The 24522-nt window shown below is 54.6% G+C and carries 24 protein-coding genes; 12 read left to right on the top strand and 12 right to left on the bottom strand.

The features are described 5' to 3' along the window. Nucleotides 1-22: 22 nt before the first annotated feature. The 4 genes from CUZ56_RS00810 to CUZ56_RS00795 all read left to right on the top strand — a co-directional run bounded on the left by CUZ56_RS00810 (nucleotide 23) and on the right by CUZ56_RS00795 (nucleotide 4512). Nucleotides 23-622 (top strand): HutD/Ves family protein, encoded by a 600-nt coding sequence (locus CUZ56_RS00810; protein WP_126977291.1) that lies wholly within the window; start codon nucleotides 23-25, stop codon nucleotides 620-622. A 49-nt stretch (nucleotides 623-671) separates the two neighbouring features. After that, on the top strand, nucleotides 672-2060 hold the full coding sequence (locus tag CUZ56_RS00805) for a formimidoylglutamate deiminase (RefSeq protein WP_126977289.1): 1389 nt from the start codon (nucleotides 672-674) through the stop codon (nucleotides 2058-2060). 10 nt (nucleotides 2061-2070) lie between these two features. Continuing rightward, the gene (hutG, locus tag CUZ56_RS00800; RefSeq protein WP_126977287.1) at nucleotides 2071-2874 is read left to right on the top strand and encodes an N-formylglutamate deformylase; all 804 of its coding nucleotides are present in this window, start codon (nucleotides 2071-2073) and stop codon (nucleotides 2872-2874) included. A 258-nt stretch (nucleotides 2875-3132) separates the two neighbouring features. Beyond that, nucleotides 3133-4512, top strand: a complete 1380-nt coding sequence (locus CUZ56_RS00795; RefSeq protein WP_126977285.1) for an FAD-binding oxidoreductase — start codon at nucleotides 3133-3135, stop codon at nucleotides 4510-4512. A gap of 9 nt (nucleotides 4513-4521) precedes the next feature. Here CUZ56_RS00795 and CUZ56_RS00790 read toward each other — a convergent pair whose 3' ends face one another. Further along, complete coding sequence (locus CUZ56_RS00790) at nucleotides 4522-5001, bottom strand: putative toxin-antitoxin system toxin component, PIN family (protein WP_126977283.1); 480 nt, start codon at nucleotides 4999-5001, stop codon at nucleotides 4522-4524. Between the two features lie 36 nt (nucleotides 5002-5037). Then, the gene (locus CUZ56_RS00785; protein ID WP_126977281.1) at nucleotides 5038-5523 is read right to left on the bottom strand and encodes a YqaA family protein; all 486 of its coding nucleotides are present in this window, start codon (nucleotides 5521-5523) and stop codon (nucleotides 5038-5040) included. 163 nt (nucleotides 5524-5686) lie between these two features. On the opposite strand from CUZ56_RS00785, the gene dusB reads away from it, so the two are divergent. The 4 genes from dusB to CUZ56_RS00765 all read left to right on the top strand — a co-directional run bounded on the left by dusB (nucleotide 5687) and on the right by CUZ56_RS00765 (nucleotide 9325). Continuing rightward, complete coding sequence (gene dusB / locus CUZ56_RS00780) at nucleotides 5687-6766, top strand: tRNA dihydrouridine synthase DusB (protein WP_126977279.1); 1080 nt, start codon at nucleotides 5687-5689, stop codon at nucleotides 6764-6766. Next, nucleotides 6763-7011 (top strand): helix-turn-helix domain-containing protein, encoded by a 249-nt coding sequence (locus CUZ56_RS00775; RefSeq protein WP_126977277.1) that lies wholly within the window; start codon nucleotides 6763-6765, stop codon nucleotides 7009-7011. Before dusB ends, CUZ56_RS00775 begins: the two co-directional genes overlap by 4 nt. Before the next feature lie 15 nt (nucleotides 7012-7026). Then, entirely contained in the window at nucleotides 7027-8634 is a 1608-nt protein-coding gene (gene purH, locus CUZ56_RS00770) for a bifunctional phosphoribosylaminoimidazolecarboxamide formyltransferase/IMP cyclohydrolase (RefSeq protein ID WP_126977275.1), read from the top strand. A gap of 136 nt (nucleotides 8635-8770) precedes the next feature. Next, on the top strand, nucleotides 8771-9325 hold the full coding sequence (locus CUZ56_RS00765) for a hypothetical protein (protein ID WP_126977273.1): 555 nt from the start codon (nucleotides 8771-8773) through the stop codon (nucleotides 9323-9325). Between the two features lie 988 nt (nucleotides 9326-10313). Here CUZ56_RS00765 and CUZ56_RS00760 read toward each other — a convergent pair. Then, complete coding sequence (locus CUZ56_RS00760) at nucleotides 10314-10691, bottom strand: hypothetical protein (RefSeq protein WP_126977271.1); 378 nt, start codon at nucleotides 10689-10691, stop codon at nucleotides 10314-10316. Between the two features lie 363 nt (nucleotides 10692-11054). Between CUZ56_RS00760 and CUZ56_RS00755 the strand changes: the two genes are divergently transcribed. The 3 genes from CUZ56_RS00755 to mnmC all read left to right on the top strand — a co-directional run bounded on the left by CUZ56_RS00755 (nucleotide 11055) and on the right by mnmC (nucleotide 15806). Further along, on the top strand, nucleotides 11055-12887 hold the full coding sequence (locus CUZ56_RS00755) for a glutamine--tRNA ligase/YqeY domain fusion protein (RefSeq protein ID WP_126977269.1): 1833 nt from the start codon (nucleotides 11055-11057) through the stop codon (nucleotides 12885-12887). 80 nt (nucleotides 12888-12967) lie between these two features. Continuing rightward, nucleotides 12968-13606, top strand: coding sequence for an RluA family pseudouridine synthase (locus tag CUZ56_RS00750; RefSeq protein ID WP_239441927.1), 639 nt, complete (start codon nucleotides 12968-12970; stop codon nucleotides 13604-13606). Nucleotides 13607-13853: 247 nt separating this feature from the next. Beyond that, the gene (gene mnmC / locus CUZ56_RS00745) at nucleotides 13854-15806 is read left to right on the top strand and encodes an FAD-dependent 5-carboxymethylaminomethyl-2-thiouridine(34) oxidoreductase MnmC (RefSeq protein WP_162615208.1); all 1953 of its coding nucleotides are present in this window, start codon (nucleotides 13854-13856) and stop codon (nucleotides 15804-15806) included. Here mnmC and CUZ56_RS00740 read toward each other — a convergent pair. The 7 genes from CUZ56_RS00740 to xerD form a co-directional block, all read right to left on the bottom strand. Further along, complete coding sequence (locus tag CUZ56_RS00740) at nucleotides 15803-16663, bottom strand: fumarylacetoacetate hydrolase family protein (protein ID WP_126977265.1); 861 nt, start codon at nucleotides 16661-16663, stop codon at nucleotides 15803-15805. The two genes, mnmC and CUZ56_RS00740, sit on opposite strands and share 4 nt — an antisense overlap. A 46-nt stretch (nucleotides 16664-16709) precedes the next feature. Next, entirely contained in the window at nucleotides 16710-18104 is a 1395-nt protein-coding gene (dnaB, locus tag CUZ56_RS00735) for a replicative DNA helicase (protein ID WP_126977263.1), read from the bottom strand. Nucleotides 18105-18380: 276 nt separating this feature from the next. Continuing rightward, nucleotides 18381-18836: a 50S ribosomal protein L9 gene (gene rplI / locus CUZ56_RS00730; RefSeq protein WP_126977261.1), complete on the bottom strand. Its 456-nt coding sequence runs from the start codon at nucleotides 18834-18836 to the stop codon at nucleotides 18381-18383. A gap of 11 nt (nucleotides 18837-18847) precedes the next feature. Further along, nucleotides 18848-19135 carry a 30S ribosomal protein S18 gene (gene rpsR / locus CUZ56_RS00725; protein WP_126977259.1) on the bottom strand — a complete coding sequence of 96 codons (288 nt, stop codon included), beginning with the start codon at nucleotides 19133-19135 and terminating at the stop codon, nucleotides 18848-18850. A 91-nt stretch (nucleotides 19136-19226) separates the two neighbouring features. Further along, entirely contained in the window at nucleotides 19227-19550 is a 324-nt protein-coding gene (gene priB, locus CUZ56_RS00720; protein WP_239441925.1) for a primosomal replication protein N, read from the bottom strand. A 29-nt stretch (nucleotides 19551-19579) separates the two neighbouring features. Further along, entirely contained in the window at nucleotides 19580-19948 is a 369-nt protein-coding gene (gene rpsF, locus CUZ56_RS00715) for a 30S ribosomal protein S6 (protein WP_126977257.1), read from the bottom strand. A gap of 136 nt (nucleotides 19949-20084) precedes the next feature. Further along, entirely contained in the window at nucleotides 20085-21041 is a 957-nt protein-coding gene (xerD, locus tag CUZ56_RS00710) for a site-specific tyrosine recombinase XerD (RefSeq protein ID WP_126977255.1), read from the bottom strand. Between the two features lie 223 nt (nucleotides 21042-21264). Between xerD and CUZ56_RS00705 the strand changes: the two genes are divergently transcribed. After that, nucleotides 21265-22131, top strand: a complete 867-nt coding sequence (locus CUZ56_RS00705) for a hypothetical protein (RefSeq protein ID WP_126977253.1) — start codon at nucleotides 21265-21267, stop codon at nucleotides 22129-22131. A 41-nt stretch (nucleotides 22132-22172) separates the two neighbouring features. Here the strand turns inward: CUZ56_RS00705 and hemL are convergent, their stop codons facing one another. Continuing rightward, a complete protein-coding gene (hemL, locus tag CUZ56_RS00700) occupies nucleotides 22173-23465 on the bottom strand; it encodes a glutamate-1-semialdehyde 2,1-aminomutase (RefSeq protein ID WP_239441920.1) in 1293 nt (430 codons plus the stop codon). Then, nucleotides 23465-24454, bottom strand: coding sequence for a porphobilinogen synthase (gene hemB, locus CUZ56_RS00695; protein WP_126977251.1), 990 nt, complete (start codon nucleotides 24452-24454; stop codon nucleotides 23465-23467). The genes hemL and hemB overlap by 1 nt, the downstream gene beginning before the upstream one ends. Nucleotides 24455-24522 lie beyond the last annotated feature (68 nt).

Below are 24522 nucleotides of genomic sequence, written 5' to 3'. Positions count from 1 at the left end.
CCAACCAGAAAAACAACGGATCATGCCTATTCACTTTTTTGACCTTGACCGGTGCATGCCGATGCCATGGAAAAATGGCGGCGGGACAACGCAGGAAATTGTATGCTGGCCGCTTGACGGCAGCATGAACCAGTTTGACTGGCGCATCAGTGTTGCCAATATCGACAAGGACGGCCCCTTCTCGGCCTACCCGGGGCTGGACCGCACCATCATGCTGCTCAGCGGAAATGGTGTGCGCCTGCAGGCCCGCGACGGCAGTTTTGACCACAGCCTGAAGCAGCCGTTTGAACCGTTCCGGTTTTCCGGCGATGTGGCACTGGACAGCACACTCATTGATGGCGCCACGCAGGACTTTAATGTCATGACCATGCGGCATGGCTGGTCAGCACAGGTCCACATCATCCGCAATGCTTTCACCCTGCCCGCCAGTGAATACGGGCTGCTTCTGAATGCACGGGGCATATGGTCAATCACCCAGACGGCACGCGCATCCGAACTGACAACCCAGATTGCGCCCAAACATGGATTGTGGTGGGCAGAAGAAACCATTCAGGTACAAGCCAGCCCGCAAACCGAGGAAGCGCTGCTGATTCACGTCCAGATACAAAAAAAACCATCATGAACGCCATCATTTCCCACCACGTCAACGCACACAAGGAGTACCCGTGCCAATGACTACACAGCTTTTTGCCCGGCATGCACTGCTGCCAACAGGATGGGCACCCAATGTTTTAGTTCAATGGGATAAAGCCGGACTTATCCACCAGGTTCAAACCCATGTGGCACAGCCGCCCGGCCAGTCATCAGCCACAGAGCTACTGGTGCCGGGTATGCCAAACCTGCACTCCCACGCATTCCAGCGGGCCAGCGCCGGGTTGACTGAATACCGCTACGCCGAGCAGGATAGTTTCTGGAGCTGGCGCAACCTGATGTACAGCTTTGCAGCACACATCACGCCAGAGCAACTGGAAGCCATTGCGACCTGGTTGTACGCCGAAATGCTGGAGGCCGGCTATACCTCCGTCTGCGAATTTCATTACGTACACCACCAGCCCGATGGTCAGCCCTATGCCGACAGTGCCACACTCAGCCAATGCCTGCTCAATGCCGCCAAACGCACTGGCATTGGCATGACACTGCTGCCGGTGCTGTACCAGACCGGCGGTTTTGGCGCGCTACCTCCCGGGGACGGCCAAAAGCGCTTTATCCACACCACTGACGCCATGCTGAAGCTGCTGGACAAGCTGTTGCCCCAATGCCAAGCACAAAATGCCAAACTCGGCATTGCTCCGCACTCCTTGCGCGCCGTACCCCCGGAAAGCCTGAATGCCATCATCGAAGGCATGAACCAACTGGATGCCACCGCGCCGATTCATATCCACATTGCCGAGCAAACCAAAGAAGTTGATGACTGCGTTGCCTGGTGCGGGCAAAGACCGGTCGAATGGCTGATGGACCATATGGCTGTCGATGCACGCTGGTGTCTGGTACATGCCACGCATATGAATGCCAGCGAATACCAGCAAGCAGCATCCAGTGGCGCTATTGCGGGCCTGTGCCCAACCACAGAAGCCAACCTGGGTGACGGTATTTTCGACCTGCCGCAATGGCTGCAACATCAGGGGCGCTGGGGTATCGGCAGTGACAGCCATGTCACCGTCAATGCCGCAGCCGAACTGCTGGCACTGGAATACAGCCAGCGCCTGCAACGGCGCCAGCGCAACGTGGCGGCAAGTACAGCCACCCCGTCGGTCGCCCAGAATACATACCTGCAAGCCGTGCAAGGTGGCACGCAGGCCAGTGCCCGCCCGATCGCAGGGATTGCGGTCGGACAAAATGCCGACTTGGTCGAACTGGACTGCCAGCACCGTGCACTGGCACAACTGACACCCGATCAGGCCCTTTCCGGCCATGTGTTTGGCAGTTCACGCACATCTGCCATCCGGCGCGTCTGGACGCAAGGCATATTGCGCGTTGATCAAAAGCACCTGCTGCATCAGCCAGCGCAGAAAGAATTCATACAGGCCCGCACGCAACTGCTGCGCCACATCCACGACTGAGTTGAACCATATGAATACGCCCACACCTTTCATTTTCCACCAGGGCACACAGCCGCTGCTGATTTCCATGCCACATGTCGGCACTTTTGTGCCACCGGAAATTGCCCGAAACATGACCCCGCAGGCACAACAGGTGCCCGATACCGACTGGCACATTGAGCGCCTGTACGCTTTTGCCAAAAACATGGGCGCCTCCATCATACAGGCCACCTATTCACGCTATGTTGCTGACTTGAACCGTCCGCCCGGAGATGAAAGCCTCTATCCGGGGCAGGCCACCACCAGTTTGTGCCCGGTGGAGACTTTTGAAGGCGGCTCCATTTACCAGCAAGATAAAGAACCCAATCAGGCAGAAATCGAACACCGCCGCATACATTACTGGCAGCCTTACCATGACCAGCTTGCCGCTGAACTGGCACGCATGCGCCAGCAGTTTCCTGCTGTTGTCTTGTGGGATGCACATTCCATCCGCTCGGTTTTACCACGCTTTTTTGAAGGCAAACTGCCGGACTTCAACATCGGCACCAACAGCAGCCAAAGCTGTGCAACCGAATTGCAAACCCGCATTCAGCAGATTGCACAGCAGGCCACAGGCTACACCAGTGTGCTCAACGGTCGCTACAAAGGTGGTTATATTACCCGCCATTACGGCCAGCCGGCACAACAGGTACACGCGGTTCAGTTGGAAATGGCTCAGTGCATTTACATGGAAGAGCAATTGCCCTTTGCTTACCACAATGAAAAAGCCAGTCAGGTCCAACCCCACCTGCGTGCCATGCTCGAAGCCGCACTGGACTTTGCCCGCAACACCTGAAAAACCATTCCAACCGCTACAGCAGATGCTTCATACACTGAGAGTTAAAAAGCATACTGCTGTGGCCTGCGGTTATACACTGCGCACGATGACACCGGCCTGCTGTCAGAACGGCCTAACTGTATCTTCCCTATATCTCACCCTGCCCATTTGGCGCATACAGTTTTTATAATAGCGGTGATTCTGTGGTAAAAACGCTTTGAAAAAAGACCTCATGCCTTGAATACACTGTTTTCACCAGACTGATAGCCGGTACGTATGTCTTCCATTGCAGAAAAACTGACCACCCTTCTTGGGGATGACCTTGTCACCCCGCAAGCAGATATTCCACCACACTACCGTACCGACTGGAGTGAAATCCCCGGTCAGCAACCCGCCGCACTGGTACGCCCCCGTTCAACCGCCGATGTGCAGAAAACCCTGCAATACTGCCACCAGCAGCGTATCACGGTAGTGCCCCAGGGTGGACGCACGGGTTTGGCCGGCAGCGCCACAGTGATTCGTCCTGACTGCATTGTGCTCTCCATGGAGAGAATGCATCACATTGAAGCACTGGACACGCAAGCCGATACCATGCTGGTACAGGCAGGTACAACATTGGAAGCCGTACAACAGGCCGCCGCTGCCCATGGCCTGCTGTTTGGTGTCGATCTGGGCGCGCGCGGCAGTTGTCAGATTGGCGGGGCTGTTGCCACCAACGCAGGCGGCAACGGTGTATTGCAACATGGCATGATGCGTGATCAGGTGCTCGGGCTGGAGGTCGTGCTGGCCGATGGCACGGTACTGCCGATGCTGCGCCCAATGATCAAAAACAACACCGGCTATGATCTGAAACATTTTTTCATTGGCTCCGAAGGCACGCTGGGCGTCATTACCCGGGTACTGCTGCGACTGTTCCCGGCCCCCCAGGCCCGGCTGACCGCGCTGATTGCGCTGCCGGATTATGCCGCGGCACTGGCCCTGCTTTCTCAACTTAAACAACACTTCCCGGCAGGGGTGGCTGCATTTGAACTCATGTGGCAGGACTTCTGGCACTGGTCGCTTGCACACCAGCACCTGAAACCCCCTTTTGAAAAAGACCACCCGTTTTATGCGCTGATTGATCTCAGTGGAAACAATACACAATCGCTTCAATCCGGTCTGGAACAACTGCTGGCATCCGCATTTGAAAACGGCCTGATACAGGACGCCACCATTGCACAGTCGCAAACACAGGCACAGGCTTTATGGAAAATTCGTGAGGCCACTGCCGAATTTTTTGCCGGCATGCACCCCCCGATCAACTTTGATGTCAGCGTGCCAATCACCCAGATTGGCGCTTTTGCAGATGCCTGTACCAGTGCGCTGGCTGCACGCTGGCCTGGGCATGTCACAGTCCGCTTCGGGCACGTGGGTGACAGCAACCTGCACCTGAGCACAGATGGCGCCCATATCGACGGCAGTGATGAAGAGGTGGAACAGTTAATTTACCAGACAGTTGCCGATTTCGGCGGCAGTGTCTCGGCAGAACACGGCATCGGTCTGCATAAAAAAGCCTATCTGGGCGCCAGCCGTACCGAACAGGAACTGGCAACCATGAAGCTGATCAAGCAGGCGCTCGACCCACTGCATATTCTGAATCCGGGTAAGATTTTCTGAAGCCCCACGCTAAGGCGTATTAACACGCCCCAGTAGCGCTGATCCTTGCGCGGAGACGATCACCCCTTCCTTTTGCAGTCTGGAGCGCAAGCGCAGTACTGCTTTGTCTTTGCTGAGTAAAACAGACTGATGCGCCAGCGCCAGATCAATGAACTTCTGGTCATCCGGGTCTTTGCAGCGAAACCGGGTTTCAGGCGCTGGCGGCACAATCGCAGCATACCGGCTGAAAATATCACCCAGCGCCTGTATCTGCATCTGCTGTTGCCGGTTTTTCTGTGCAAGCCAGTCCTTTAGCGTCGGGTACGTCAGCACACGGATAAACTCCTGCTGCATGGCCTGGGTGGCAATCCATTGCAGCCGGGCCTGCAACAGCCATTCGCGCAGGTGCAAAGTACCTTCATCTTCAAAGATAAAACAATCCAGCAAAATGTTGGTGTCAATCACCACCGGCCGGTCTGTCAAGCAAAGCGTCTGTATGGTCTGTATCATTTCACACGGCATGTTGAATCGCTTATCACTTATCCACTATTCAAAAGTAATCGCACCCGGCCAGACCCAGATTAAAAGCGCTGCCATGATCAAAAACCGTGCGAATTTACCAATGGCAATATACGCCACACATCGCCAGAATGGCATATGCAGCCATCCGGCTATGATGCACAAAGGATCGCCAATCACCGGAAACCATGACAGCAGGCACGCCTTTGGGCCAAAACGCTTTAACAGCATCATACCCTTGCTGTAAGAATCTTCCTTTTTGATTTTCTGGTAAAAATTCTTGGCGCCATACCCCATCCACCAGCCAACCACGCTGCCCAGCGTGTTCCCCAGCGTTGCAACCAGAATCGCCGGCCAGAATAACTCCGGGTTCAGTTTGATCAGTCCCAGCAAAGCAGGCGTCGGCGTCAGCGGTACCAGTGTTGCTGCAATAAAACAGACCACGAATACAGTTGACAGCCCATATTCCGGTAATGACAAAGCATGCAGCAGGCTGAAAATCCACTCTTCCATGAGGTTGAATTGCACCATATTCTGAAATGAACTGCTTGCAGTCTGATATTTTCAAAGTTTTGCCCCTGATTGGCTAAAAAGCATAGAATAAAGGCCTTAATGAATCGTTACGCTTTTTCACAAAGCTTTGCCGCGCGCCCCACTTCTCTGATCAGTTTCGTACATGAACATCGGTTCCATCACGCTTGAGAACAATCTGTTTGTCGCGCCCATGGCTGGCGTAACGGACAGGCCTTTTCGTACGCTGTGCAAAAAACTGGGTGCAGGATATGCAGTCAGTGAAATGGTCACCTCCAAACGTGAACTCTGGAACAGCCTGAAAACATCGCGCCGGGCTGACCATACCGGCGAAAGCGGTCCGATTGCCGTGCAGATAGCCGGAACCGACCCGGCCGAGATGGCTGACGCCGCACGCTATAACATGGACCGTGGCGCACAGATCATCGACATCAATATGGGCTGCCCGGCTAAAAAAGTCTGCCAGAAATGGGCCGGTTCGGCACTGATGCAGGACGAAAAACTGGCACTGGAGATCATTGAGGCCGTTGTTGCAGCATGCGCCCCCCGCCATGTTCCCGTCACATTAAAAATGCGCACCGGCTGGTGCCAGCAAGTGCGCAATGCGCCGGTTATTGCGCTGGCAGCGCAAAATGCGGGTGTTGCCATGCTGACAGTGCACGGCCGCACACGCGAACAGGGTTACCATGGGCAGGCAGAGTACGACACCATCGCCCAGATCAAAGCAGCCGTCAGCATACCGGTTGTGGCCAATGGCGACATTGACAGCCCGGCCAAAGCCAGATTTGTGCTGGAAAAAACAAAAGCCGATGCCTTGATGGTTGGCCGTGCCGCGCAGGGACGCCCGTGGATTTTCCGTGAAATCAGCCATTTCCTGGAAACAGGGCATTTACTGCCAGCGCCTGCAACACTGGATATCTGCCAATGGATGACAGAACACCTGCATGAACACTATGCCTTATACGGTGAACATACGGGCGTCAGGAGTGCCCGCAAGCACATTGGCTGGCTGGTGCACAGACTTCCGGGCGGACAGGCGTTCCGCCAGACTTTAAACCCGCTGGAATCCACGCAAGCCCAGGTCAGTGCCTTACAAAGTTATCTGACCGGACTCGCACAAACTTACCCTTTATGGCCAGACAGTACTGCCCACAAGGCAACGGAACCATCCACCACGAGTTCCACAGGCCATGATTCAACCATGATTTCGAGGTTAGCCGCATGAGCAAAAAAGATATTGAAAAATGTGTGCGCGCAAGTGTTGAAGCCTACTTCAATGATTTACAGGGCGAAAAACCGCACTCCCTGCACGACATGTTCATCCACGCCGCAGAAAAACCGCTGCTGGAAGTCGTCATGCAGCATGCCGGGCAGAATCAATCCCTGGCGGCACAGTGGTTAGGCATTAACCGCAACACCCTGCGCAAAAAACTCCTTGAGCACCAGTTAATCAATCCAACTTCTTTTTGAATGAGATCCACATTTATGAATACCACAGCTCCAGCAGTAAAAACTGCCCTGATCTCTGTTTCGGATAAAACCGGCATTGTTGCATTTGCCACGCAACTGGCTCAACTGGGCATCAAACTGCTGTCAACCGGCGGTACTGCCAAGCTGCTGCAGGAGTCCGGCCTTGCTGTAACAGAAGTCGCAGAACATACCGGCTTTCCTGAAATGCTGGATGGCCGCGTGAAAACATTGCACCCTACGATTCATGGCGGACTGCTGGCGCGGCGTGAAGTGGCAGAACACATGCAGGCCATCAAGCAGCACGGCATCGAAACCATTGACCTGCTGGTCGTCAACCTCTATCCTTTTGAAGCCACCGTTGCCAAACCCGACTGCACCCTTGAAGATGCCATTGAAAACATCGACATCGGCGGCCCTGCCATGGTACGCTCTGCCGCTAAAAACTGGCGCGGTGTGGGCGTTGTCACCGATGCAGCTCAGTACACCAAAGTACTGGAAGAAATCCAGAAAAATGGCGCGTTAAGTGATGCCACACGCTTTGCACTGTCTGTAGCCGCATTCAACCGGATTGCCGATTACGACGCAGCCATCAGCAATTACCTGTCTGCCATCAATACAGATGGCACTTCCGCACCATTTTCATTACAGTTCAACACCAACTTCACCAAACTGCAGGATCTGCGTTATGGAGAAAACCCGCATCAGCAGGCCGCCTTCTACCGTGACCAGTCTCCTTTACCCGGCTCGCTGGTCACAGCCAGACAGCTTCAGGGCAAAGAACTTTCTTACAATAACATTGCCGATGCAGACGCCGCATGGGAGTGTGTGAAAAGTTTTGGAGATATCCCGGCCTGCGTCATCATCAAGCATGCCAATCCGTGTGGCGTGGCTCTGGGAGCCAATGCAGCCGAAGCATACAGCAAAGCGTTCCAGACCGACTCCACCTCTGCATTTGGCGGCATCATCGCCTTCAATACAGAAGTAGACGAAGAAACCGCCAACCGGGTTTCCAAACAGTTTGTCGAAGTGCTGATCGCCCCCTCATATACACCGCAAGCCCTGCAAATACTGGAGAGCAAAAAGAACGCCCGCGTTCTGGTGGTTGACATATCAGGCCTGCAACAAGACGGTAAAACCAACTGGGAGCGCAGCCGCAACTCTTACGACCTCAAGCGTGTCAGCTCCGGCATACTGGTGCAGTCTGCCGACCACCACCAGTTAAAAGCAGCCGACTTAAAGGTTGTGACCAAGGCACAGCCGTCAGACCAGCAGATGCACGACATGATGTTTGCATGGAAGGTGGCCCAATACACCAAATCCAACGCCATTGTATTCTGCGCCAACGGCATGACATTGGGGGTCGGCGCCGGGCAAATGAGCCGCGTGGATTCAGCACGCATTGCATCCATCAAAGCGGAAAATGCCGGATTGAGCCTGCAAAACTCCGCTGTTGCCAGTGACGCTTTCTTCCCATTCCGCGATGGGCTCGATGTCGTCGTCAAAGCCGGGGCCAGTTGTGTCATTCAGCCCGGTGGCAGCATCCGTGACCAGGAAGTCATTGACGCGGCAGACGAACAAGGCGTGGTCATGGTGTTTACCGGCGTCAGGCACTTCCGCCATTAAGTTTTAGCTCTACACTAAAATTCTGCTTTAAGCCTGAGATGGAAAGCATCCATCTCAGGCTTTTGCACATGAAACTTGCCGTACACCATGTTTGCCGATAGACTGGCCCATACTTTAAATTTACCCCCTTACAGACATGGATAATAATAACCATTCAATTCAATTTGATGCAAGCACACTGCCAACTAAAATCAATGTGCCAGGCTTCAACCAGGCCTATCAGGATTACCTGTCTGCCAACCTTCCAGAAAGTTCCTCTAGCGGTACAGCAACCCTTGGCGCGATCATCAGCGGCATCGGCATTTTAACCATTGTTGTGGGGGCTTTAATCCTTTTATTCGGCCCTGAATATGTGACATACAACCGCTCACGCGGCCCTACCTTTTTTCAATTTTTACAGTTGTATCCCGGCCCAATCACTACAGGCGGTTTTCTGGTTGCTGCATTAGGGCAGGCACTTGCAAACAGTGGGCAAAAATCTGCTGCGCAATCGCTGACTGAGCAAGGATTCTTGCTGACAAACTATCCCCTTGAACCCCAAAATATCAGTCTGTTTATGAAAGATGATGAGTTCTTTTTATTCAATTACGACGGGGGGGACCAGTTCACCGTTGAGCTGGGCAAGGACGCATCAGCGCCGATCACCCCGCCCCTTCAAAGCAGCGAACAACAGACAAAAACAGCAGGATGAAAAGTGCTGTAAACAGACAATACGCATCCTTTCAAACACCTGAAGCAGCCTGAGAATTTCAGGCGCCTTCAACTATCGCCCATGAGGAGAAGGCAGCCGCCTGTAGTCCGAGCGCGGCGAGTCTGATTGAGATGGTTTGGAGTTAGAGCTGTTATCAGGATAAGAAAAGTTATAACAGCAGTCAGAGTTATACCAACGGTCATAATCCCAGTCGTTGTATCTGCTGCCATAGCTCGGGCTGGAGACTGTCCCAGACGAAGAACTGCCTGATGAAAAAGATGAAGAAGGTGGTGAAGACCGCACATTGCCTGTGTAGCCTTGTATTGTCCCAATATGCTGGGCATAAACAGGTGCAGCCAACCAGACAGCAGAGCAGATGATGCTCAGCACCAGGCATCGCCTTTTTGTCAAACCAGTGCCTTTCACCATCAGACTCCTTTAGTTTTCCTGCTATTTAACCTGCTTTGGGAAGCATACCTGCCGCTCCCAAAATCCGGCTCAAAGCTATGCCATGTGGCTTTCATTCAATTACCGCCCATGAGGGGACGGAAGTGCCCTGAAATCTGTACGGGGCCTGGGTTGTGACGACTGCGGCGGCGGCCTGTGTGGCGGCCTTCCATGGTGGTAACCTGGCCCATAATAGCCGGGCGGCCTGGCATACCCCGGATAACCATAGTCAGGGTAATACGTACCCCCTTGAATCATGAACCGCCCGTCAGAATCCACATAAAAAGACCCTGAAGACCCACCGTAACTTCTCTCTGTATAAACATTTCCGTAAGATGAAGAGCGGTTGCTGCTGCTGGAGCTGGAACTGGAGCTTTCATCTCGTATCACGCCAAAGCTTTGCGCATTAGCCCATGAACCTGCAGCACATAGCATCAGCAGCACAAAAGCGCTTTGCATCCATTTCAACAAACTGCCTGTCTGCATATACACACTCCTCTCTCAAGGCTTGCCAGGGCTATATCAATCGCCTGACGACCAATCAGCGATGCGGCGATGGCAACACTCTAAAATCCGTCCGCCCGGAAGAGCCACCCCCGCTTCCCCCACTCCCGCCGGAAGAATTATTCCAGTTTCCCCCGTTGCCTGAGTCTGGATAAGCAGGCGGATAACCGTTTGAATATGCTGGTGGCCACCAGTCATCATATCTTCCATAATTCTGGTAACCACTGCTGCCCGAACTGCTGCCATAGCTTGAAGACGATGAGCCTGAACTGCCACTTTCACGCATCACACCAGATGAACTGCTGCTTTCGCGCATCACACCAAAGCTCTGGGCTGAGGCCAACACAGCAAAAGCACTCAGCGCTACAAATAATGCAGCACCAACACCCCGGGTTGCTAATTTTTTCAGTTTCATCCTTATCCCCCTTCTACACTGCTTTGGTGCTTGGAACGACAATCTTTCTACCCCTGCTCAAACTGCATGCCTATGTCTGTCTGATCAGATTCAATCCAAGGAATTCCCCGCTTCATCGCAGCCCCCTTGCCGCTACCGTGCCAGTGAGCAAGTGCAAAAATCCTTTTCAAAGCGGCTAATTTCAATCTAATGCTCTATTTACACATCATTTTACATGGAATTTTTAAGAAAATAGCCTCTTTTACATAAATTTACATATCGTCAAGCAGCACCTGATTTCAACCACCTCCATTCAGGCCATTCACACAACAACATGCCTACAAGGTAGAATTAAAGATTGTCCCTGATTTTTTGATCATGATTATGGGTGATACACATCTCAAGCCAGCCTCTGTGGAAAACACAGAAAACAAAACCTCTAATTTTCTGCGTCAGGTTGTCGAGCAGGACCTGGCTGCGGGCACTTATGCATCGCGCCGTTTTGCCGGTACACCCGGAGATGCGCAGCACCAGCAACAGGGCGAGCCGGACTGGGCCAAAATCCGTACCCGCTTTCCGCCGGAGCCCAATGGCTACCTGCATGTCGGGCATGCCAAAAGCATCTGCCTGAATTTCGGCATGGCGCAAGACTATGCGGGCATGTGCCACTTGCGCTTTGACGACACCAACCCGGAAAAAGAAGATATTGAATACGTCGAGTCGATCAAAGACCTGGTGCAATGGCTCGGCTTTGGCTGGCAGGCCCACAACACATCTCACCTGTATTTTGCCAGTGACTATTTCGACTTCATGTACCGTGCCGCCTGCTTTCTCATTGAAGCCGGTTATGCCTATGTAGATGAACAGTCGGCAGAAGAAATGCGCGCCAACCGTGGCGACTTCAAAACCCCTGGCAAAAACAGCCCGTACCGTGACCGTACCCCGGCAGAAAATCTGGCCCGCTTTGAGGATATGCGATCGGGTAAACTGCCTGATGGCGCTGCCGTGCTGCGTGCCAAGATTGATATGGCCTCTCCCAACCTGAACATGCGCGATCCGGCCATTTACCGCATCAAGCATGCCGAGCATCATCGTACCGGTGACAAATGGTGCATCTATCCGATGTATACATTTGCCCACCCGCTGGAAGATGCGCTGGAGCAGATCACCCACAGCTTTTGCACGCTGGAATTTGAAGACCAGCGTCCGTTTTATGACTGGATCATCCAGCGCCTGTGTGAAACCAAAACCCTGCCTGATGGACGCACCATTGGTGGCCTGTTGGCACAGCCTCAACCCCGGCAATATGAATTTGCCCGGCTGAACCTCACTTATGTTGTAACCAGCAAGCGCAAACTGAAACAACTGGTAGAAAACCAACTCGTCAGCGGCTGGGACGACCCCCGCATGCCCACACTCGTAGGCCTGCGCCGGCGCGGTTATACGCCGGAATCTATCCGCCTGTTCTGTGACCGCGTCGGCGTATCCAAGGCCGCCAGCTGGATCGATTACGGCGTGCTGGAAACCGCCTTGCGCGACGACCTGGAAAGCAAGGCCACGCGCGCCATGGCAGTACTCGAACCCGTCAAACTGACACTCACCAACTGGGCCGAACTGTTCGGCAGCGACAGCCACGAAGTTGCCTGCGAAGCGCCGCGCCTGCCCGCTTCTCCAGAAGCCGGTGTACGCCACTTCAAGCTGACACGCGAACTGTGGATTGAACGCACCGATTTTGAGGAAGTACCGCCCAAAGGATACCGGCGCCTGTTCCCTGGCAACCGGGTGCGGCTGAAATACGGCTGTATCATCGAGTGCACCGGTTGTGTCAAGGATGATCAGGGCCGTGTAATTGAAGTACTGGCCACCATGGTGCCCGATACACTCAGCGGCACACCAGGCGCTGACGCGGTAAAAGTCAAAGGTACCATTACCTGGGTTTCTCAGGCCGATGGCGTACAGGCCACTGTGCGCTTGTATGACCGGCTCTTCCTGGACGAGCATCCGGATGCCGGCGGTAAAGACTTTCTGAGCTGCATGAACCCTGACAGCCTGCAAACTGTGCAGGCCTACATCGAACCTGAAGCAGCCATGGTCGACTCCGATACAAGGCTACAGTTTGAACGGCATGGTTACTTTGTGGCAGACCGGGTTGAACACTCAGCTTCCGGCCCTGTCTTTAACCGCATCACATCACTGAAAGACAACTGGAAAAAGTAATCTGATTACCTTGTTGTGCCCAGAACAGACATGCCCTGAATCCATGCCAACCATTCAGGGCATTGTCATCTTCGGCCCCCATGCATATGACCTCTGTCCCGGTGATCATTTATTCCGATGAGCAGTTGCTCATCCTTCATAAAACTGCCGGGTTGTTATGCGTGCCCGGGCGGGATGAAAGCCAGCCCCATCTGGCCGGCCTTGTTCAGACTTTATTTCCAAATGCGCTCACTGTGCACCGGCTGGATCAAGCCACATCCGGCCTGGTCGTGATGGCACGCAACGCTGTCGTACAGCGACAACTGAGCATGGCATTTGCAGAGCGTCAGGTTGAAAAAACCTATCTGACTAAGGTTGCCGGCAGCCCGGCCGACCATCAGGGAGAAATCAACCTCCCGCTGCAAAAAGACTGGCCAAACCGCCCGCGCCAAATCGTCAGCCACTTGCATGGAAAACCGTCACTCACCCGCTGGGAAGTTATTCAGCGCAGCCCGGGCCACCATTTCAGCACCTTGAAACTGATGCCGCATACAGGACGCAGCCACCAGTTGCGCGTGCATCTGGCAGCCATCGGCCACCCCATTCTGGGCGATACGCTGTATGCCCCGCCCGAATACGCTTATGCTTATCCGCGCCTAATGCTACATGCATGGCGTCTGGCTTTTGTGCATCCGGTCACACGGCAAAACATGCAGTTTGAAGCCTTGGCAGAGTTTTAATCACCACACATGCCCTGAAGATCTGCGCACCACTGAGATTGAATGCATAGCCTGTCTGACTATTCAGCTTACAGCCCATCACCTGAAACAGCCATAAACAACAGATTGGGGAAAAGCCGGCCTGCATCATCCGCTGAAAAGGGGTAAAACACAATTTCCCCGTTTTGATCACCACTGTTTAACCTTTATCAACAAACGCATGGCAACTTCCCTGCATTATGCTATGCTTACACTGAACCATATGGCCATGAACGCTCCAAACACCAGCCCTGTCACATGGACACCTCAGGGGCATCCCCATTCAGAACAGTTTGATGACATCTACCACAGTGTCAGCGGTGCTCTGCCGCAGGCGCAGCACGTTTTTTTAAATGGCTGTGGGCTGCCCGAACAATGGCAGCAAAAACCCGTCGTGACCATTCTGGAAACCGGCTTTGGTCTGGGGCTGAATTTTCTGGCCACCTGGCTGTGCTGGAAAAACAACCCCGGTCAGTGCCGCCGCTTGCACTTTGTCTCGGTTGAAGCATATCCGGTTTCGCCGCAGGACATCATCCAGTCTGTGGCCCATATTCCGGAACTCCAGGCATTAGGCCAGCGTTTGGCACAGCAATACCCACTGCCCTTGCCCGGTTTGCATCGCATTGAATTTGACGAGGGCGAGTCAGGCCAGATCATTCTGACACTGGCTATCGGCAACGCGCAGGAACTGCTCAAACAGCTATACCTGTCTGCCGATGCCATTTATCTGGATGGTTTTTCGCCAGCCAAAAACCCGGACCTGTGGAGCCCGGAGATCATGAAGGCCCTGGCCCGACTGGCACATCCCGGAACCCGGATTGCCACCTGGAGCGTTGCCGGCCATGTGCGCCGCCATCTGGCAAGCGCAGGCTTTCAAACCGAACGCCGGCCGGGCTTGCCACCTAAAAAAGAATGCCTGACCGGCAGTTACCAACCGCATGCCATTTCACGCCGCAAACCCAGCACGCAGGCAGGCATTACAACCGCTCAACGCGAAGCCATTGTGATTGGTGCTGGCATTGCCGGTGCCAGCGCCTGCTGGTCACTGGCGCGACGTGGCTGGAAGGTGCGTCTGATTGACAAGGCATCCGGACCAGCGCAAGGAGCCTCCGGCCTGCCCATAGGGCTGGGCCTGCCGCATATTTCCTCCGATGATGCGCTGCTCTCACGCCTGACACGCGCAGGTGCGGCATGGATGAAATACCTCATTACCGCCTGTAAACTGCCTCCCGCTTATTGGAGCGACGCACCGGTAGAGCAGATTGTTGAGTGCGCTGAAGATGCCCGCATCCCTCAAAGCTGGGGCAATCTCGGGCAAATGCTGTTTTCTCCGGCAACCACGGATGAAAACCAGCCATGCAGGCGTTTTCACCACGGCATGCGGGTTGAAGGGCCAGCGCTCATCAACGCATTATTGGCCCATACGCCGGGCATTGAGTACCAGTGGAATACCACCGTCACAGCGCTTGAACGCACACAAGCAGGCTCATGGCAACTGCGGGACCAGCATGGACAGATCTGTGCCCAGTCTCCCCATGTGGTCGTGGCCGCCGCCATGGGCAGCCTGCCCTTATGCAAGCTGGAAAATGACCGCATCACCCCCAACCGCGGGCAAATTACACTGGGGCTGGAAAATGCCGCTGCCCCTGCATCATTACCCGATGCGCGCACCGGCAACGGGCATTTTCTGCTGCCGCTGCGGGCCGATGCCGGCTGGTCATGGAGCATGGGCTCCACCTTCCAGCATGACTGCCAGACCCTGGATGTACTGCCCGCAAGCCATCAGGAAAATTTTGAAAAACTGCGCAACCTCTCACCACAGGCTGCGCATGCGCTGCAGCCCCAGTTTGAGCAGCAGCAACTGAACGCTTTTGTGGAAGTACGCTGTACATCGGCCGACCACATGCCCATGGTCGGCGCCGTACCCGACTGGAACGCTTTGGCAGCGCTGGATGCCCGGCGCGTCATGAACACCGAAATCCCTGTGCTGCCCGGGCTGTATGTATTGACTGCACTGGGCTCACGAGGTTTAAGCGCGGGCGCATTATGCGCAGAGCTGCTCGCCAGCATGATGTGCCGTGAGCCCTGGCCATTACCTCAGCAACTGGTGCAGGCGCTGCTGCCGGCAAGATTTACGCTCAGGCAAAAACGCCAGGCCACTTCAGCAGAAGGAGAGGCTTAACCCCCGGTCAGCGGCGTTGAAACCACTGTCAACCGCTGTTCGCCCAGCCCCTGGACGCCAAGTTGCATGATCTGCCCCGGCTGTAAAAACACCGGTGGTTTCTGCCCCAGCCCCACCCCGGGCGGCGTGCCGGTGGCAATGATATCGCCGGGCTGCAGGCTCATGAACTGGCTGACGTAGCTGATCAGATAAGGCACCTTAAAAATCATATTGGCTGTTGTGTCGTCCTGATAGCGCTTGCCATCCACCTCCAGCCAGATCGAAAGTTGCTGCGGGTCAGGCACCTCGTCTGCCGTTACCAGCCATGGCCCAATCGGTGCAAACGTATCACAACCTTTGCCTTTGTCCCAGGTGCCGCCGCGGCGCATCTGGTATTCCCGTTCGGAGATATCATTCACCACGCAATAACCGGCCACATGCGCCAGCGCATTGTCTTCTTCGATATAACGGCCCGACTGCCCAATCACCACGCCCAGCTCGACTTCCCAGTCGGTATGGGTGGAACCACGCGGTATGTGAACCTCATCATAAGGCCCGGTAATGGCACTGGTCCATTTGCCGAAAATCACCGGCTCATCAGGTGCGGCCGCACCGGTTTCTGCCGCGTGGTCACTGTAATTCAGGCCAATGCAGATCAGCTTGCCCACTTGCCCTACACACGGGCCTACGCGCAGTTGATCTGCGGGCAATACCGGCAGCATCTCCGGGTTTAGCGCCTGCAAACGTTCCAGCACCTCAGGCAGCAGCCACTGCCCGCAGACATCTCCGATCACGCCGGAAAGATCCCGCAATGCGCCCTGCTCATCCAGCAGCGCGGGTTTTTCAAAACCAGACATCCCAACACGCAGCAGTTTCATCTTTCAGCCCCTATCCATCATCGATTTGCAGGCTTGGTCAGCAGCCTTAGACATCTTCCGCCAGGTTCTCAAACCGCGTCAGCGGTTTCAGGAACGCCAGACGCACAGTGCCGGTAGGGCCGTTACGCTGCTTGGCAATGATGATTTCCGCCACGCCGGGGTCTTTGGACTGCTCTTTGTGATAATAATCATCACGGTAAATGAAGATGATCACATCGGCATCCTGCTCAATCGCGCCTGATTCACGCAAGTCACTCATCATCGGCCGTTTGTCGGTTCGCTGCTCCACACTGCGGTTCAACTGCGACAGCGCCAGCACCGGGCATTGCAGCTCTTTGGCCAGCGATTTCAGGCCGCGGGAAATTTCCCCCAACTCTGTGGCACGGTTTTCATCACCACCGCCGGACGAGCCGCTCATCAGTTGCAGATAGTCCACCACAATCAGCCCCAGCCGGCCAAATTTACGTGCCAGCCGCCGCGCATTGGCGCGCAGCTCGCTGGGTGTGAGGCCAGGCGTTTCATCAATGAACATATCAATGTCACGCATTTTCTCTACCGTTTCCGACAGGCGCGCCCATTCATCGTTGCGCAGCTTTCCGGTACGCAGGTTGCCCTGGTCAATGCGCCCCAGCGAACCGACCAGACGCAGCGTCAACTGCGCAGCGCCCATTTCCATCGAAAACACCGCAACCGGCAACCGCTCCTCTACCGCAACATGCTCGGCAATATTGAGCGCCAGCGCCGTTTTCCCCATCGAGGGACGTGCCGCCAGCACAATCAGGTCGCCCGGCTGCATGCCTGCGGTCATGCGGTCATAGTCATAAAACCCGCTGTGCACGCCGGTAACGTCATTGGGGTTTTCAGCCATTTCAGTAACACGGTCCAGCAGGTCCACCACCAGCTTGTCCATCGACTGAAAACCGGCCTTCATACGTGAGCCTTCTTCGCCAATGCCAAAGATCTTCTGTTCCGCATCGTCCAGAATCTGCGCGACCGGCCGCCCCTGCGGGCTCATGGCATTGGTGGCAATCTCATCACTGGCAGCCACCAGCTTGCGCAGAATCGCCCGTTCGCGCACAATCTCTGCATAACGGCGGATATTGGCCGCACTGGGCACGCTTTGCGCCAGCGCATTCAAATAAGGCAGCCCGCCGCATTCTTCAGCCTTGCCCAGGTTCTGCAAATGCTCAAAAACGGTAATGACATCAGCCGGTTTGCTGGCGTTGATCAACTGTGCAATGGCCGAAAAGATCTGCCGGTGCTCATAACGGTAAAAATCATTTTCACTGATCAGGTCACCGCAACGGTCCCAGGCATCATTTTCAACCAGCAAACCGCCCAACACACTCTGCTCGGCCTCAATCGAATGCGGCGGCACACGCAATTGCGCAACATCCATATCCATCGAAGGTGAGGCTGATTCAGGATAAACAGCAGACATAAAAACAAAAAACCTTTAAAAACAATGCATTATCACATGCATTGCCCACACCGGGGCTCATGCATTGCTCACTTTACCATGACATTTGAGCGGTAGGGCAACAGGTGCCTATTGTTGAGAAGGTTTTTCCCTTCTCCACTCAAATTAAACGACTTTGTAAACACAGGTAAACATGAATCCAACCAGCAGCTCAAAAGAAAAACCGGCTTAAAAAAAGCCGGTTTTCCAGTATGAAACAGATGAAATCACCTGCCTGGTATTTGAACCAGTTGCAGATTAATCGGTTTCAGCAACAATGATCACTTTCAGATCAGATGTGGTATCGGCATGCAATGCAACCACCACATCGTACTCACCAATCGCCTTCAGCGGACCATTAGGCATACGGATCTGTGATTTATGCACATCGGCAAACCCTTGCTCATGCAAGGCTGCAGTGATGTCATAATTGGTCACAGAACCAAACAGGCGGCCGTCTACCCCGGCTTTCTGTTTAATGGTCACCGATGTACCATGAATCTTCTCGCTGAGCGTCTGGGCAGCGGCCAGTCTTTCGGCAGCGGCTTTTTCCAGTTCTGCGCGGCGTGCTTCAAACTCTTTGATCGCGTCAGCCGTAGCACGGCGTGCCTGACCCTGAGGAATCAGGTAGTTACGGGCGTAGCCGTCCTTGACCTTAACGATGTCACCCAGGTTACCGAGGTGATGAATTTTATCGAGCAAAATAACTTGCATGCTTGTACTCCTCAGAACTTGTGCAGATCGGTATAAGGCATCAGTGCCAGGAAACGTGCACGTTTGATCGCCGTATTGAGCTGACGCTGATAAATGGCACGTGTGCCGGTCAGACGGGCCGGGGTGATTTTTCCGTTTTCGCCGATGAAATCACGCAGCGTATCAATGTCTTTGTAATCAATTTCCTTAACGCCAGCCACCGTGAAGCGGCAGAAACGTTTACGGCGGAACAGCAGTGACTGCTGATTGCGTTTGACCTTGCGGTCCTTATTAAATTTGTTGTTACGTGTGAAAGCCATAATCAAATGGACTCCTGAATGTTAAATCTGACTCTAAGCGAAGATAAGCGTTGCACCATGTGCATAACCCGTTTACCCTGCATTCCCAATATCAAACCGACTGAAAGTCTGAAATATGCAAAATAACCTGTTGTGTCCGGCCCCGGGAGGCTAAAAAACCATCAAACACATAAACACTTTGCATATCTGCCAAACGCAGCTTCTGTGCAACTTCGCCAAAAGCCACCGCCTTGATTGAAAGTACCACTTGTCTTGAACTTCCCAACTCCATTTGGCTGGACTGATGGGCCAAAACCAGATCCAGTGCCAGTATCCCTGCGGGGGTATATCGGTCGGATCCCAGACTTTCAATGCGGGCCTGCAGATGACACTGATTGACGCCCTGACCTGGGCCGATGGTATCAATCGCGTTCACGCCTGCCGTTTGACCTTTCTTACAGAAAATCAGTTGGCAGCAGATTCCTGCTGGGTATTTTTGCGTGCTTCTTCGCGCTCCACAACCTTCATCATCGAGGAAGGTGTTGTTTCAGCGGTTTCCTTGCGCACGGTCAGGTGGCGCAAAACAGCATCGTTAAAGCGGAAAGCGTGTTCCAGCTCATCAAGCACGTGCTGTGAACATTCAATGTTCATGCAGATGTAATGGGCTTTAGCCAGCTTCTGGATCTGATAGGCCAGTTGACGACGGCCCCAGTCTTCGTAACGGTGAATCTGACCACCATCAGCGGTGATCATGCTTTTATAGCGCTCAACCATGGCTGGCACTTGCTCGCTTTGATCCGGGTGGATCAGGAGCACAATTTCATAATGACGCATGTAAAACTCCTTATGGATAAAAGCCACCCGGCAAGCGTCTTGGCTGTGTATACAGTTGACCATATAAGGCCGCACTGCCAAACCGGTGTGGCAAGGGAAGCTTTCGATTATATACCAGATTTTGCCTGAATGGAAGTCAGCCGCGCGGGTGGTGCCGGGCGTGCAATTGTTTGAGCCGCTCGCGCGCCACATGGGTGTAAATCTGAGTGGTTGAAATATCGGCGTGCCCCAGCAGCATCTGCACCGCACGTAAATCGGCCCCATGGTTCAGCAAATGAGTTGCAAACGCGTGACGCAGGGTATGTGGAGACAAATGCTCCCGTATGCCCGCCTGAAGCGCATATTTGCGGATAATCACCCAGAACATCTGCCGGGTCATGCCCTGCAGGCCATCAAGGCGCCCGGTCACAAACAGCGCGTCAGACGCACGGCCTTTCAGCAAAACGGGCCTGGCCTCCTGCATATAACGCTGCAACCAGGTGGCCGCCTCCAGGCCAAAAGGCACCAGGCGCTCCTTGTCACCCTTACCGGTAATGCGCAAAACATGCTCATTGAGGCCCACCTCAAAAATCTTGAGCTTGACCAACTCGCTCACACGCAAACCGCTGGCGTACATCAGCTCCAGCATGGTACGGTCACGCAGCCCCAGTTCACTTTGTACGTCGGGCGCGTCCAGCAAAGACTCCACCTGCGCTTCCGTCAGCGTGCCAGGCACCCGCATCGCCTGTTTGGCAGGCAACAGGCGCAAGGTTGGGTCTTTCTGAATGCGGTGTTCTCTGGCTGCCCAATGAAAATAGCGCCTGAACACCGTCAGGCGCCTGTTGGCACTGGTTGCTTTTGAATTGGCATGGCGAACCGCAGCATACGCCTGCAAATGCGCCTCCTGTGTATCATCCAGAGCCTTTTGCGCATGATGACTGGCCAGCCAATCGGCATACAAGGTCAAATCCCTACGGTAGGCGGCCAGTGTATTGGCTGATAAACCATCCTCCAGCCACAGCGCATCCAAAAACAGGTCAATCGCCTGCTGTGACTGCTGCGGCAATAAAGCCGATGCATGAGAATTGGAGGATGACGAAGACAAACGAGGCATTTGTTGTGTTGTACTATTGACTATTGGGCTATTGGCAGTACCCGCCTGCCATTTTACAGCTTACGGCAATTTACCCTTGGCGCTGGCCGCAAGCCCATCGTTTTCTGCTGCTTGCAGCGCAGTCAGAATTTACGGCAGACACATCATGTGCCTTTAAAATAACCCTTTAACGCTTCACACAGGCGGTCCCCTTGAAAGCGCAAAGGCCGCAACCTCATCAACCATGACACACACATACGAAAAACCCTTCCGCTGGAACATTGCACGCCAGGAGCAGTTAGGAAAGCTGTTGTCTCAGGATACAGCGCCCGCTTGTGTGCCAATGCATGAAGAGATGCTACCGACCTGTGCCAAGATCATCGCCTATGCGGGTGACAGCCATCTGGTATTTGTCGGGCGCTCACCGGAAAACTTTTTCGATTATTTAAGCGGCCTGCTGCTGAAAACAAGCTGGTCAGATCGGCTGACACTGCTGCACTTTTCCATGCGCTATCAGGCTGAAGCAGACATTCAGAAAGAATACCCTCAGGCCATTCCTGCCATGCGCGCATACCTGCACAGTCTGGGACTCTCCCCGCAAGAGATTGCCACACGAGACCATCCTGTGGCATTTGTCGATTTGGTTGATTCCGGCGACACGTTTTCACGCCTGATCATGCTGCTGCATCGCTGGTGCAAAGAAATCCGCTTTGACTGGAATGCCGTACAGCGGCGTATACGCCTTGTCGGCATCACTTTACGCACGCACAACAGCCCTAACACCTGGCGTTGGCAGCAGCATGCTGAATGGGCCAGTCTGTTGGAAACGGATGCCGTCAAAAATATCTCCATTGACCGGCATTTCTGGTCAGAACTGGGAGGCACCCAGCACAAACTGACCCCTTCTTACCGCCCGGCGCACTGGGGACAGGAGGAACTGGCCCACCCGACACACAGCGACGAGCACATTGACGCACTGCGCTACGCTTATGCCCTGTTTATGCGCGGCCAGTCACGAGAAGACCGTAACCACCTCATCACACTGCTCAGCCAGCAACCCGCGGTCAAAGAGCCATGGTTACGTCATCTGATGCAGGAACTGCGTCTTTAACATGCGTTGATCCACTTTTTTCTGTTTCGAGCAACTGGCCCTCAGACAAGCTCTGCCAAAGTATCCTTAAATGCAGTGAGCGTTTTTTCAACCATTTCAGGCGTTAACGCCGTGCTGATGAACATTGCCTCAAACTGCGACGGCGCCAGATAAATTCCACGTTGCAGCATGCCTCTGAAATAAGCCGCAAAACGCTGGGTATCGGCAGACACGGCACCTGCATACGATGTGACCGGCTGTTCGGTAAAAAATGCACAACACAATGACCCGACCTGATTCACCTGCGCGGCCACACCCGCATTGGACGCGATCCGGCGCATTTCCTGCGCCAGATAGGCGGTTGTTTTTTCGATTGCAGGGTAAATACTTTCCGCCCCGGCACGAAGCAATTTCAACTGGCACAGCCCGGCCGCCATCGCAACCGGGTTGCCGGAAAGCGTACCGGCCTGATACACCTTGCCGCTGGGTGCCACCTGCGCCATGAGATCACGCCGGCCGCCATAGGCACCCACCGGCAAACCGCCACCGATGATCTTGCCGTATGTCACCAGATCGGCCGTGACCCCGAAGTATGCCTGTGCCCCGCCTGGCGCCAGCCGGAAGCCGGTAATCACCTCATCAAAAATAAGCAACGCGCCATAGCGGTCACATAAAGAGCGCAAGCCCTGCAAAAAACCGGCCTGCGGCAGTACCACTCCCATGTTGGCAGCTACCGGCTCCACAATCAGCGCAGCAATATCACCAGGATATTGCGCAAAAATCTTCTCAACGCTGGCCAGATCGTTGTACTGAGCGGTCAGCGTGTCAGCCACGGCCGCCACCGGTACGCCGGCACTGCTGGGCTGGCCGCTGGTCAAAGCACCAGACCCCGCCTTCACCAGCATGCTGTCGCTATGCCCGTGGTAACAGCCTTCAAATTTAATGACTTTATTGCGGCCGGTCACGCCTCTGGCAAGCCGCAGTGCACTCATGACCGCTTCGGTACCCGAGTTGACCATGCGCACCATCTCCATGCCGGTCATCTCCACCACCGTCTGCGCCACTTCCACCTCCAGCGCATTGGGGGCGCCAAAACTCAACCCGTTCTGCGCAACTTGTGCAACCGCCTCAACAACCTGAGGCACCGCATGCCCCAGAATCATCGGCCCCCATGAGCAGACATAATCAAGATAGCTGTTCCCGTCCACATCTTCAATGACGGCGCCATGCGCTTTCCGAATGAACAGCGGCTCCATCCCGACAGAGCCGAATGCCCGCACCGGACTGTTAACACCGCCTGGGATCAACTGCTTGGCCTGCGCATATAAACGCTGGGACTTTGTGGTCTGCATCATCAGCCAATATCTCCTTTTTGCATGGCCTGTGCCAGCTCCAATGCATGGTAAGTGATCAGGATATCCGCCTCGGCCCGGAAAATGCTGACAGCGCTCTCGCACATCACCTGGTATTCATCAATGAGTTTTGCCGCTGCTGCGGCCTTGATCATCGCGTATTCACCGCTCACGCTGTAGGCAGCCACCGGCAGCAGGGTGTGTGCGGCAACTTCCTTGATGATGTCCAGATAGGCAAGCGCGGGTTTCACCATCAGAATATCGGCGCCTTCCTGCGTGTCCAGCAGTGCCTCCTGCAACGCCTCTTTGTGATTGTGCATATCCATCTGGTAGCCCCTGCGGTCGCCACAGGCCGGGGCAGAGTCAGCCGCCTCCCGAAACGGCCCGTAAAAGGCCGATGCATATTTGGCAGCATAGCTCATGATGGGCGTTGTGCTAAAGCCCTGCTGGTCCAGCCCCTGCCGGATAGCTGCAACACGCCCATCCATCATGTCGGAAGGGGCCACCACATCAGCACCAGCCCGCGCATGCGATACGGCGGTACGCACCAGCAGGGGCAGCGTTTCATCGTTATCCACCGTTTCCCCATGCAGCACACCACAGTGCCCATGCGATGTGTATTCACACAGACACACATCGGTCACAATCATCACATCAGGAAAGTGCGCCCGCAGCTCCCGAATGGCTCGCTGCACAATGCCATCATCCACCCAGGCGCCCGTGCCCTGCTCGTCCTTATCCTGTGGCAAACCAAACAGCAACACACGCCCGACACCGGCATCCAGCGCCGTCTGTACGGCCTCGCCCAAACGATCCACACTGTAATGGAACTGCCCTGGCATAGAAGGTATTTCAGTTTTAATCCCTTGCCCTTCTTTCACAAACAAAGGCCAGATCAGGCTGTCCGCACTGAGCCGGGTTTCCCGCACCATCCGGCGCATCGCCGGTGTGCTGCGCAACCGCCTGGGGCGTTTCAGTAAACCATCATTCATTCATGATTCCTTCGGCATCAATCATCATGCCTGGTTTTCCGCTACCGTCAGAAAGCCAGAGCACATCC

The organism is Saezia sanguinis, assembly GCF_003991585.1.
Classification (GTDB): domain Bacteria; phylum Pseudomonadota; class Gammaproteobacteria; order Burkholderiales; family Burkholderiaceae_C; genus Saezia; species Saezia sanguinis.
This window is presented reverse-complemented; position numbering and strand designations above follow the sequence as displayed.

Excerpts from the sequence above, each read along its gene's own strand:
- rpsF (WP_126977257.1), bottom strand. The coding sequence starts at position 19,948 with ATGCGTCATTATGAAATTGTGCTCCTGATCCACCCGGATCAAAGCGAG.
- rpsR (WP_126977259.1), bottom strand. The coding sequence starts at position 19,135 with ATGGCTTTCACACGTAACAACAAATTTAATAAGGACCGCAAGGTCAAA.
- hemL (WP_239441920.1), bottom strand. The coding sequence starts at position 23,465 with ATGATGCAGACCACAAAGTCCCAGCGTTTATATGCGCAGGCCAAGCAG.
- dusB (WP_126977279.1), top strand. The coding sequence starts at position 5,687 with ATGAACATCGGTTCCATCACGCTTGAGAACAATCTGTTTGTCGCGCCC.
- CUZ56_RS00785 (WP_126977281.1), bottom strand. The coding sequence starts at position 5,523 with ATGGAAGAGTGGATTTTCAGCCTGCTGCATGCTTTGTCATTACCGGAA.
- mnmC (WP_162615208.1), top strand. The coding sequence starts at position 13,854 with ATGAACGCTCCAAACACCAGCCCTGTCACATGGACACCTCAGGGGCAT.
- purH (WP_126977275.1), top strand. The coding sequence starts at position 7,027 with ATGAATACCACAGCTCCAGCAGTAAAAACTGCCCTGATCTCTGTTTCG.
- xerD (WP_126977255.1), bottom strand. The coding sequence starts at position 21,041 with ATGCCTCGTTTGTCTTCGTCATCCTCCAATTCTCATGCATCGGCTTTA.
- CUZ56_RS00705 (WP_126977253.1), top strand. The coding sequence starts at position 21,265 with ATGACACACACATACGAAAAACCCTTCCGCTGGAACATTGCACGCCAG.
- CUZ56_RS00805 (WP_126977289.1), top strand. The coding sequence starts at position 672 with ATGACTACACAGCTTTTTGCCCGGCATGCACTGCTGCCAACAGGATGG.
- CUZ56_RS00810 (WP_126977291.1), top strand. The coding sequence starts at position 23 with ATGCCTATTCACTTTTTTGACCTTGACCGGTGCATGCCGATGCCATGG.
- CUZ56_RS00740 (WP_126977265.1), bottom strand. The coding sequence starts at position 16,663 with ATGAAACTGCTGCGTGTTGGGATGTCTGGTTTTGAAAAACCCGCGCTG.
- CUZ56_RS00755 (WP_126977269.1), top strand. The coding sequence starts at position 11,055 with ATGGGTGATACACATCTCAAGCCAGCCTCTGTGGAAAACACAGAAAAC.
- CUZ56_RS00765 (WP_126977273.1), top strand. The coding sequence starts at position 8,771 with ATGGATAATAATAACCATTCAATTCAATTTGATGCAAGCACACTGCCA.
- CUZ56_RS00750 (WP_239441927.1), top strand. The coding sequence starts at position 12,968 with ATGCATATGACCTCTGTCCCGGTGATCATTTATTCCGATGAGCAGTTG.
- hutG (WP_126977287.1), top strand. The coding sequence starts at position 2,071 with ATGAATACGCCCACACCTTTCATTTTCCACCAGGGCACACAGCCGCTG.
- CUZ56_RS00775 (WP_126977277.1), top strand. The coding sequence starts at position 6,763 with ATGAGCAAAAAAGATATTGAAAAATGTGTGCGCGCAAGTGTTGAAGCC.
- hemB (WP_126977251.1), bottom strand. The coding sequence starts at position 24,454 with ATGAATGATGGTTTACTGAAACGCCCCAGGCGGTTGCGCAGCACACCG.
- CUZ56_RS00760 (WP_126977271.1), bottom strand. The coding sequence starts at position 10,691 with ATGAAACTGAAAAAATTAGCAACCCGGGGTGTTGGTGCTGCATTATTT.
- rplI (WP_126977261.1), bottom strand. The coding sequence starts at position 18,836 with ATGCAAGTTATTTTGCTCGATAAAATTCATCACCTCGGTAACCTGGGT.
- CUZ56_RS00790 (WP_126977283.1), bottom strand. The coding sequence starts at position 5,001 with ATGATACAGACCATACAGACGCTTTGCTTGACAGACCGGCCGGTGGTG.
- CUZ56_RS00795 (WP_126977285.1), top strand. The coding sequence starts at position 3,133 with ATGTCTTCCATTGCAGAAAAACTGACCACCCTTCTTGGGGATGACCTT.
- dnaB (WP_126977263.1), bottom strand. The coding sequence starts at position 18,104 with ATGTCTGCTGTTTATCCTGAATCAGCCTCACCTTCGATGGATATGGAT.